Here is a 10146-nt window from a genome sequence, read left to right on the forward strand (position 1 = left end):
GCTCTTAGTACTCGACAACGTCCTTGAATTTCGCCAGCGATGTTTCAAGAGCAGTCTGCGCGGAGGTGGTGAGTCGCCTGCCCCCGATTCTGACCATGGTGCCGGTGAATTCGTTCGTAACGGTGACCCGGGTGCCTCCCTCGACCGTGTCGACCTCGTAGGACGTCTGGACGGAGGTATTCATCGGACCGAGGCCTTTGAACTCCAGCAGCCGTGGTGGCTCCACCGTCGTGATCGTCCATCTGACCTCGGCGGACGTTCCCATGTTCGATATTTTCTGGGTGAACGTCGACGACGGCTCGAGGGCCGCGGGTGCTCCTTTGGGGAAGGAGATGTGCACGGTGTTCCAGTCCGGATACCTGGACAGGTCGGTCAGCGTAGCCCATACCCTATCCAAGGGTGCGATACAGAGCGCACTCGCCGAAATAGTCGCCATGGTCGAATCTTCGCTGCTGCGGCGAATACCTGTCAACAGCCACGTTGCGGTTCTTGCTATCCCGCCGGCGTGCTATTCAGAGCGGCCGGAATCGGCGTCGAATCCGCCATCCCGGACACCCTGTGTCACCGCCCAGGCAGCAGTGCTTGGATGAGTTCTGCGGAACCGAGGACTGTGAGGCCGTCCGAGTCCGGCGCCACCCGTCCCCACAGCGCCAGCAGTACCTTGTCGGCCGGTCCGCGCAGCACCCCGTCCCCTTTCGCGTGGCCGACGCTCACCTCGACCGTCGTGCCGTCCAACTGGACCAGCCATTCCCCATCGGTGTCGGTGAGGTGTACGTGCGCGCTTCCGTCGGCGGCGACCGGCGTCACCCCGGCCGCCCTGGCGGCCGGAAGCAGGACGGTGAGCACCTCGTCCACCCCGTCAGCGGCGAAGGTCGGCTCGACCGTCCATGTCAGGCCGGCGCAGTTCGCCGCGTCGTACCGGTGTACGAGCAGTTCGTGTGCCAGCCTGCGGGGCCAGAATCGGGCGATCTTCGGCGCCAGCGTGAAGTTCCACGCGGGCAGGTCGGCGTCGACCGAGGTGAGGATGTCGACCGCCAGGTCGAGACATTGATGGTAGTAGTCGATCAGTTCGGTGTCGTCGGTCGGCGGCGGTCCGACCCGCTCCGGCGGCTGCGTCGTCGCCCGGCGTATGTGGGTCGTCTGGGCCTCCAGCACACGTCCGACATGACCGACAAGCCGGCGGGCATCCCAGCCGGGACATGTGGGCACCGGGCGGTCGAGGTTGCCGGTCACGGCGCTCAGCAGCGCCTCGCCCTCATGGCGGATCAGGTTCGGATAGTCCATGGTGTCCACATGGTGAGTCTGCACCCGACAGGGTTGCCAGCGTTGCCCTGCGGCGGCAGCTGACGGCGACGCAGGTCGCCACCGGTTTGTCGGCACGAGGTTGCTCGACCGGTCCGAAGGCCAGGGACGCTGCTGCGACGTTAGGTTCGCAGTGTCACAACCCGAACTCGATGCGGATCGCGTCCGCGTAATACATGGATGACCTACCGGAGTCCCCGGGCCGGCGTTGGCGAGTTCGGCCGGCGACCGGGGTCCCGTCGACGTCCAGAACGGTTGGTGACGCACGGTAGGCGGCCGGGGAGGTGTCACGGGACCCGGCCCTGCATCAGCGCGGCGGCCACCTGGACGTTTGGTGCCGACGAGCACGGGAAGTGCACGAGCACCTGGATGCGACGCCACGGCTTCGGGGGTACAACACATCGATGAATCGATGAACAGCCAGTCGGGTCCCCCGGGACCGCGCACCACGGCGGGGTCGAGGAAGCTGGCTGTGTCGGCCTTAGCCGGTGAGCTGTTCGAGGTTGTCCCGATCGCCCTGACGATCTTTGACCGCGAGCTGAGGGTACTTCGGGTAAACCAGGCGATGCTCGCGCTGACTGGGCTGACCGCCGAGGAGATCGTGGGCAGGCCCGCACCCGCGGTGATGCCCGAGGTGGCGTCCGCCGCATGGGACATGGCCCGCCACGTACTGGCGACCGGGCAGGCGAGCCTCGATGTGGAGATCATCGACGTGACCCGGCTCCGCTGGCCCGAGGAACGCATCCACCGTGTCTCCTGCTACCCGCTGCGGGATTGTTGCGGCGTAACGGTAGCGGTCGGTCAGGCGGTGGTCGATGTCACCGATCAGCGTAGGGCAGAAGCCGAGCGTGACGCGGTGGAGCGGCGGCTGCGGCTGCTCGGCCGGGCCAGCGGGCTGGTCGGAGCGTCGCTGGACCTGGCTGCGACCCTGCAGGAGCTGGTCGAGCTCGTCGTCCCGGAGTTCACCGACGAGTGCGTGGTCCTGCTGACCGACGAGCCGATGGACCCCGACGCGAGGCCGCACCCGCTGCTGATGCGCAGAGTGGTCTGGGCGCACCTGCCTGGGGCTCCGCCCCTGCCCGGAGCCGACGACACCGCCGGGCGCCTTCTCGAGATGCGGCCTGGTACTCCCGGCCACCTTGCCCTGACGCTGGGGCGCCCCATCCATTTGACGTTCGACCAGGAAATGGTCGACCGCATTGCGATTCCCGGCACGGAGGACTATCGCCGGCATTTCGGTATCCGCTCCGGCCTGGCGGTGCCGCTGGTGGCGGGGGGTGAGTTTCACGGTGTCGTCCACTTCGGCCTGGGTCCGTCCGGGCGGATCTACACCGACGTGGACGCGCGGACCGCCGGGGAGCTGGGGAGCCGGATCGCGTCCGCGATCGCCAACGCCCGCGCCTACGCCCGGCAACGCGCCGCCGCGATTACCTTGCAACGCAGTGTGCTGCCCGGCGACGTACCCACCGTCGAAGGCCTGGACGTCGCCTGGCGTTATGAACCCGGAACCGCCGGCACCGAGGTCGGCGGCGACTGGTTCGACGTCATCCCGCTGTCCGCAGGGCGGGTCGCCCTGGTGATCGGCGACGTCATGGGCCGCGGCCTGACCGCGGCCGCCGCCATGGGCCAGGTACGTGCCGCCGTCCGCGCCTTCGCCGCTCTCGACCTGACCGCCGCCGACGTACTCACCAACCTTGACGATCTTGTTCGCGCGATCGGAACCGGGCCCGACGGCACGCTCGTCAGCGCGATCTACGCCATCTGGGAACCCGCCACCGCCAGCATCACCGTGGCCAACGCCGGCCACCTGCCCCCTGCCATGCGGGACCCCGACGGCCAGGTCCACCTCCTCGACGGCGGTGGGGATACCCACGACGTCATTCTCGGCGTCGGCCGCCAGACCGTCACCGAAACCCGCTACCGCTTTCCCGCGGGCTCCATCCTCGCTCTGTTCACCGACGGACTCGTCGAATCCGCCACCATCGACATAGACGAAGGAACCGGACGCCTCCTACGCGTCCTCGCCCGCCCCGGCACCCTCCACGCCACCGCTGACCGGCTTCTGACATTCCTCGACCGCACCGACGGCTATGACGACGACGTCGCGCTCCTGCTCGTCCACGCCAGCGTTGCGACGACCGCGTACACCAACACCGTCGTCCTCACCCCGGAACCCCGCGCCGCCAAGATCGCCCGTAGTGTCGCCACCGCCAGCCTTACCGAATGGAAACTCCCGGAACTTCTCGACATCGCCGAACTTCTCGTCAGTGAACTGGTCACCAACGCCATCCGCTACGCCGCCACCCCCTTCGAACTCGCCATCCGCCAGGGTCGCGATGCCCTCTATGTCGAGGTTTCCGACGACGACAGCCGCGTCCCCCGCCTCCTGCACCCCACCGACGACGACGAAGGCGGTCGGGGCCTGCAACTCGTCGCGGAACTCGCCACCAACTGGGGCGCCAGACCCACCAGCACCGGCAAAACTGTCTGGTTCCAACTCGATCTCGGCGAACCCGACTGACTGCGAACCCGACTGGCACCGGGGACGGGCGATCGCCGGCTGGTCGTGGAGCCCGGCCTGCCCGGGATCGACCCGCGACGCCGCGACCCTCCTGCCGGGCGCAATCAGCTGTCGGCGGTCCATTTCTCCTCGATACGGCCGATTTTCCACACAGCCAGCGCGATAGCCCAGGTGGCGAAGAACATACCGACGATGACGAAACCGACGATGTTCAGATCCAGGCCGCTGATCCAGTCCCAGAATGCACCGTGCAGCGAGAGTTTCTCGGCGATGAGCCCGAGGAGTTCGATGGTGCCGATGATGACGGCGACAGCCACCGACAGTGCGGTGATGGTGAGGTTGTAGTAAACTTTACGGACCGGTTTCGAGAATGCCCAACCGTAGGCGAAGTTCATGAACGATCCGTCGACGGTGTCGAGCAGGCTCATTCCCGCGGCAAACAGGACGGGAAGGCACAGGATCGCGTACCACGGCAGGCCGGAAGCGGCGCCGGAGCCGGCGAGCACCAGCAGGGCGATCTCGGTGGCGGTGTCGAAACCGAGGCCGAACAGCACGCCCAACGGGTACATCTGCCAGGGTTTGGTGATTGATTTCATCAACCGGCCCAGTAGACGGTTCATGAAGCCGCGGTTGTTCAGCTGGTCCTCCAGCGCTGCCTCGTCGAAGACGCCGGTGCGCAGTTGCCGGAAGACACGCCAGATCCCGGCAAGGATAACAATATTGATGATCGCGATAATATAGAGAAAGATGCCGGAGACGGTGGTGCCGATCAGGCTGGTGACGTTGTGCAGCTCGGAGTTCTCATCACCTACCGGACCGGCCAGGCTTCTGACGCCCAGCGAGAGCAGGAACGCCAGCGCGAAGACGACGGTGGAGTGGCCGAGAGAGAACCAGAAGCCGACCGACAGCGGTCGCTGGCCGTCGTTCATGAGCTTACGGGTGGTGTTGTCGATGGCCGAGATGTGGTCGGCGTCGAAGGCGTGGCGCATCCCCAGGGTGTAGGCGGTCACCCCGATACCGACGCCGAAGGTCTTGGTCCCCAGGCTGTAGTGCTCTGGCGCGACGATTGCGACGAGGACGAACCAGCCGATCACGTGCAGGGCCAGGATGAATGCGGCCATGCCGGCCGTGCGGCTCCACTCACGGCGGGTCATGGAGCCGCGCACACGTTGCCACCGGGACGTGGACGAGCCGGCCGGGGGGAGCGTGGCGAGCGAGCGCGTGGTCATGAGCGACCTGCTTTCATCGGCGGGGCGACAGCACAACCTAGACGCACAATATTCTCAGATGCAAGATATTCGCAATAGTGGGCGTCGCAAGCACCGAGCGTGCGAGCAGCGGTGCCCACGTAGATCGACTACGATGTCAGGTGGTCGCCGTGCCACGCGGAGCCGCTGCTTGCGCGGCCCGGGTTGCCGGTTCCGATCGGGAAGGCCGATTGGGAATGCCGATTGGGAAGGGAGCCCCGTGGGCAGTAGGACCGCACCGGCGCGGGCGACCGGCCGGTTGGTGCTGGCATACGTGGTGCTGGCCGGGTTGTTCGTCATGCACGGCGTGCTGGCCGGGCAGGGATGCCCAGGCGGTGGCGCCGCGGCGGGGTCGAGGATGGCGGTACACGGTTCGGCCACCGGCCACGAGGCCGCCGCGATGGCGCAGATGGCGATGTACCTCCCGGCCACCGGCCAGGCACTTCCCGCACTGTCCGCGGTGTCCGCGGTGTCCCAGACGCCGGCCGTGGTCAGAGGTGATGGCCGCGGCCATGGCACGTTGTGCGTGTCGTCACCTCCCCGGCCAGGTCTGGCCTGGCTGCTGGCCCTTCTGCTCGGCGTGGTCGCGTGGGCGTGGCCCGTCCGGCTGTGGAACGCCGGTACCGACCGTGCGGGTCATGGGTGCCGCGCCCCACCGCCGGCTGGTTCGTGTCTGCTGGTGAGGTTGTGCGTGTCCCGGACGTGACAGGGCGTCGCTGACCGGAGCGAGGGCTCGGGTCGGCTGACGTGTCCGTCCACCCGCACGCGAGCGTCGCGTGCCGTCCGGGAAGATTCTTGATGTCGATGTCGATTTTGTCGCGTTCGCACGCCCATGTCCGGTCCGTGTTCGTGGCGGCCTGTGTGACCGTTGCCGTCGGACTGACGGTCACCGCCTGTGGCGGTGGTTCCACGACCACGCCGACGATGCAACACACCATGATGGCGCCCACGATGATGGCGCCCACGATGATGGCGCCGTCTGCATCGGGGCACGCCGGGATGGCAGGTATGGCAGGTACGGCGGAACAGCCGGTGGGCGACGGCCTCACCGCCGAGGCATCCGGTTTCCGGTTCGTCCCGGCTGTGTCCTCGCTGCCAGCCGATGCGCCGACTTCGTTCCGGTTCCAGATCGTGGGCGGAACTGGTGCACCGGTCACCGCGTTCAGGCCGGATCAGACCAGGTTGATGCACCTCTATCTGGTCCGGTCCGATCTCACCGGCTTCCAGCACGTGCACCCGACCATGGCCGGCGACGGTACCTGGACGGTGCCCCTTGACGCGGTGCAGCCGGGCTCGTACCGGGTCTACGCCTCGTTCATCACCACGAACAGCTCGGGGCAGGACCTGCCGCTGGTCCTCAGTCAGCCGGTCACCGTTGCCGGGAGGTCCGCCGTCACGCCGCTGCCGCCCGCATCGACCACGACACAGGTCGACGGCTACACCCTGACCCTGGCCGGTGAGGTGATGGCCGGGGCGGCGCACACGCTGACGGTCACGGTGTCCAAGGAGGGCACGCCCGTCACCGACCTGCAGCCCTATCTGGACACCTACGCGCACCTGAGTGCCTTCCACGAAGGCGACCTTGCCTTCGCTCATCTGCACCCGGTGGGCGCGACCAGCGCTGCGGGTGGCGGTCCGGTGCTGTCCTTCGAGGCGATGATGGCGAAAGCCGGCAACTGGCGGGTGTTCGTGCAGTTCCAGACCGCGGCGGTACTGCACACCGCCGTCGTGACCCTGACCGTCACCTGACCGTCACCTGACCGTCACCTGACCGTCACCTGACCGGAGCCGGGATCTTCCGCGGGTTCGCCCTGGCGATCCCGGCTCCCTGCCGGCCGCTCCTTGACCGATACCTGGTACCGGTATAGCGTTTCGACTCAGGATACCCCTAGTGGGTATTGGTGTTGGAGGGTTTATGGACGTCGGTCATGGCTACATCGGCAACAAGGACGACCACCTCAAGCGGTTACGCCGCATCGAAGGCCAGATCCGGGGGCTGCAGCGGATGGTCGAGCAGGAGGAGTACTGCATCGACATCCTGACTCAGGTGTCGGCGGCGACGAAGGCGCTGCAGTCGGTCGCGTTGGGTCTCCTTGATGAGCACCTGACGCACTGCGTCGTGCGGGCCGCGGCGGCCGGTGGTGACGAGGCCGACCGCAAGGTACGGGAGGCCTCGGCGGCGATCGCCCGCCTGGTCCGGTCCTGACCTGAAACCTGGTCGACCCGCCCCGATATTGATCATCTGATTTGGAAGGAACCAGCTGTGATCACATCCACCTACACCGTTGTCGGCATGACCTGCGCGCACTGCGTCAGCGCGGTGCGCAGCGAGATCGGCCGCCTTGCGGGTGTCAGCGACGTTTCCGTCGATCTTTCCGCCGGCACGGTGACCGTGACCAGCGAACAGCCGCTCGACGAGGCGCCGGTTCGCACCGCCGTGGATGAGGCCGGCTACGCACTGGCCGGGCTGGCGTCGAAAGATCGCTGAGGTCAGAGGGAGATTCGTGATGAGCGCGACCGTGGATGACGCGCGGCCTGTCGGCGGCGGTGCCACCAACCTGTCGATCGAGGGGATGACCTGCGCGTCCTGCGCGGCGCGCATCGAGAAGCGGTTGAACAGGCTTGACGGTGTGAGCGCTGCGGTCAACTACGCCACCGAGCAGGCGCATGTCGTCCACCCCGGCCGGCTCACCGCAGCCGACCTGATCGCCGAGGTGGAGAAGGCCGGCTACCGGGCCTTCGTGCCCCAGCCGCGAACGGAGCGGCCGGCCGGCGCGGTGGCGAGCCTCGACGGGGATGCCGGCGAGACCACCGGGGCAGCGCAGGCGGATCAGACCGGTCCGCTGCGTACCCGGCTGGTCGTCGCCGCGGTGCTGAGTCTGCCGGTGCTGCTGTTGGCGATGGTGCCCGCGTTGCAGTTCGAGAACTGGCAGTGGCTGTCGCTGACGCTGGCCGCGCCGGTCGTGGTGTGGGGTGGGTTCCCCTTCCACCGTGCGGCGTGGACGAACCTGCGGCACGGCGCGGCGACCATGGACACGCTGATCTCCATCGGTACGCTCGCGGCGTTCGGCTGGTCGCTGTACGCCCTGTTCCTCGGTCATGCCGGCGAGCGGGGCATGACGATGCACGTCACGCTCCTGGCCGCCCGGGACAGCGCCGCGGACAGCATCTACCTTGAGGTTGCCGCGGTGGTGACGACGTTCATCCTCGCCGGCCGCTACTTCGAGGCGCGGGCCAAACGCCGGGCCGGCGCCGCGCTGCGGGCGTTGCTGGAGCTCGGTGTCACGGACGTCGCGGTCCTGCGCGACGGCCGGGAGCAGCGGCTACCCGTGGAGCAGTTGGCCGTGGGGGAGCGCTTCGTCGTCCGGCCGGGGGAGAAGATCGCCACTGACGGGGTGGTCGAGGAAGGCCGCTCCGCGGTCGACGCGAGCATGCTCACCGGTGAGTCACTGCCGGTCGAGGTCAGCCCGGGCGACGCGGTCACCGGCGCCACGCTGAACGCCGGCGGTCGGCTGGTGGTCCGGGCAACCCGGGTGGGTGGGGACACCCAGCTTGCGCAGATGGCGACGCTGGTCGTGGCGGCGCAGAGCGGGAAGGCCGCGATCGCGCGGCTCGCCGATCGGGTCTCGGCGGTGTTCGTCCCGGTGGTGATCGTCCTCGCTGTCGCCACCCTCACGGTGTGGCTCGCACTCGGTGACGGGGCGACGGCCGCATTCACGGCCGCCGTCGCCGTACTGATCGTCGCCTGCCCGTGCGCGCTCGGCCTCGCGACGCCGACCGCCCTGCTTGTCGGTAGCGGTCGGGCCGCCCAGCTCGGGATTCTGATCAAGGGGCCGGAGGTGCTGGAATCGACCCGGCGGGTGGACACCGTCGTCCTGGACAAGACCGGAACGGTGACCACCGGGCGGATGAGCCTGGTCGACCTGGTGCCGGCCGCCGGTATCGACCCCGATGAGGTGCTGCGACTGGTCGGCGCGGTCGAGGACGCCTCCGAGCATCCGATCGCCCGGGCGATCGCCCGCGGGGCACGGGAACGGGTCGGCGTCCTGCCGGACGCGACGGATTTCCGCAGCGTCGAGGGACTCGGCGTGCAGGCGGTCGTGGCCGGACATGCGGTCGTCGCCGGCCGCCGCCGGCTGCTGACCGACCGCTCGGTCCACATCCCCGACGAACTCGATGTGGCAGCGCAGGTCGCCGAGCAGGACGGCCGGACACCGGTCTTCGCCGGTTGGGACGGTGCCGCCCACGCGGTCCTCGTCGTCGCCGACACCGTCAGACCCACCTCGGCCGACGCGGTCCGCGGGCTGCGCGACCTCGGTCTGACCCCGGTGTTGCTCACCGGCGACAACATCCGCGCCGCCCGCGCCGTCGCCGCGCAGGTCGGCATCGACGAGGTGATCGCCGAGGTGCTCCCTGCGGACAAGGTCGACGTCGTGTCCCGGTTGCAGGCGCAGGGCCGGGTCGTCGCGATGGTCGGCGACGGCGTCAACGACGCCGCCGCGCTCGCCCAGGCCGACCTCGGCCTGGCCATGGGCACCGGGACGGACGCCGCGATCGAAGCCGGCGACCTCACCCTGGTCCGCGGGGACCTGCGCGCGGCCGTGGACGCCATCCTCCTCGCCCGGCGCACCCTCGCCGCCATCAAGGGAAACCTGTTCTGGGCGTTCGCCTACAACATCGCCGCCCTGCCGCTGGCCGCCACGGGCCTGCTCAACCCGCTGATCGCCGGCGCGGCGATGGCGTTGAGCTCGCTGTTCGTCGTCTCCAACAGCCTGCGGCTACGCCACTTCCAGCCCGCAGGCTACGCCCCTTCCAGCCTGCCGGTGACGTAGGGACCAGCACAAAAGCGACGACGACCGGGCAGAGGCTGGTCCACCCCGTCAGTCCCTGTCTCGCCCGCCGTCGGGCGGGCCGGGCCCGGGCGGACCCGTTGTGGGTGCTGCCTGGCCGGCGAGCAGGGCCTGCAGGACCGCGCCTTCGGCGGGGCTGAGCTGTTCGACGAACCGCTGCAGCACCGCGGTCGGGGTCTCCCCCCGGGTCAGCAGGGCCTTCATCTGCCGGGCTGCGAGCTCCTCG

The 10146-nt window shown here is 68.6% G+C and carries 9 protein-coding genes and 1 pseudogene; 6 read left to right on the forward strand and 4 right to left on the reverse strand.

The window, feature by feature from the left end; translation table 11 throughout:
- Nucleotides 1–4: 4 nt before the first annotated feature.
- Nucleotides 5–436, reverse strand: a complete 432-nt coding sequence (locus U9979_RS11315; protein WP_322779347.1) for an SRPBCC family protein — start codon at nt 434–436, stop codon at nt 5–7.
- 125 nt (nt 437–561) lie between these two features.
- Entirely contained in the window at nt 562–1284 is a 723-nt protein-coding gene (locus tag U9979_RS11320; RefSeq protein ID WP_322779348.1) for a maleylpyruvate isomerase family mycothiol-dependent enzyme, read from the reverse strand.
- Nucleotides 1285–1774: 490 nt separating this feature from the next.
- Between U9979_RS11320 and U9979_RS11325 the strand changes: the two genes are divergently transcribed.
- Nucleotides 1775–3823, forward strand: a complete 2049-nt coding sequence (locus U9979_RS11325; RefSeq protein WP_322779349.1) for a SpoIIE family protein phosphatase — start codon at nt 1775–1777, stop codon at nt 3821–3823.
- Nucleotides 3824–3927: 104 nt separating this feature from the next.
- On the opposite strand, the gene U9979_RS11330 is transcribed toward U9979_RS11325, so the two are convergent.
- The gene (locus U9979_RS11330; RefSeq protein WP_416219967.1) at nt 3928–4977 is read right to left on the reverse strand and encodes a HoxN/HupN/NixA family nickel/cobalt transporter; all 1050 of its coding nucleotides are present in this window, start codon (nt 4975–4977) and stop codon (nt 3928–3930) included.
- 313 nt (nt 4978–5290) lie between these two features.
- On the opposite strand from U9979_RS11330, the gene U9979_RS11335 reads away from it, so the two are divergent.
- From U9979_RS11335 to U9979_RS11355, 5 genes are all read left to right on the forward strand, one after another.
- Nucleotides 5291–5776 (forward strand): hypothetical protein, encoded by a 486-nt coding sequence (locus U9979_RS11335; RefSeq protein WP_322779351.1) that lies wholly within the window; start codon nt 5291–5293, stop codon nt 5774–5776.
- Between the two features lie 92 nt (nt 5777–5868).
- Complete coding sequence (locus tag U9979_RS11340; RefSeq protein WP_322779352.1) at nt 5869–6819, forward strand: hypothetical protein; 951 nt, start codon at nt 5869–5871, stop codon at nt 6817–6819.
- Nucleotides 6820–6985: 166 nt separating this feature from the next.
- On the forward strand, nt 6986–7276 hold the full coding sequence (locus U9979_RS11345; RefSeq protein ID WP_322750898.1) for a metal-sensitive transcriptional regulator: 291 nt from the start codon (nt 6986–6988) through the stop codon (nt 7274–7276).
- A 57-nt stretch (nt 7277–7333) separates the two neighbouring features.
- Complete coding sequence (locus U9979_RS11350) at nt 7334–7558, forward strand: heavy-metal-associated domain-containing protein (RefSeq protein WP_322750897.1); 225 nt, start codon at nt 7334–7336, stop codon at nt 7556–7558.
- 19 nt (nt 7559–7577) lie between these two features.
- On the forward strand, nt 7578–9902 hold the full coding sequence (locus U9979_RS11355) for a heavy metal translocating P-type ATPase (protein WP_322779353.1): 2325 nt from the start codon (nt 7578–7580) through the stop codon (nt 9900–9902).
- Between the two features lie 48 nt (nt 9903–9950).
- Here the strand turns inward: U9979_RS11355 and U9979_RS11360 are convergent.
- Nucleotides 9951–10146, reverse strand: a pseudogene (locus U9979_RS11360) (hypothetical protein); the annotation flags it as partial.

The sequence above is a fragment of the Protofrankia sp. Cas4 genome, from assembly GCF_963555915.1.
In the GTDB taxonomy this organism is placed as follows: Bacteria; Actinomycetota; Actinomycetes; order Frankiales; family Frankiaceae; genus Protofrankia.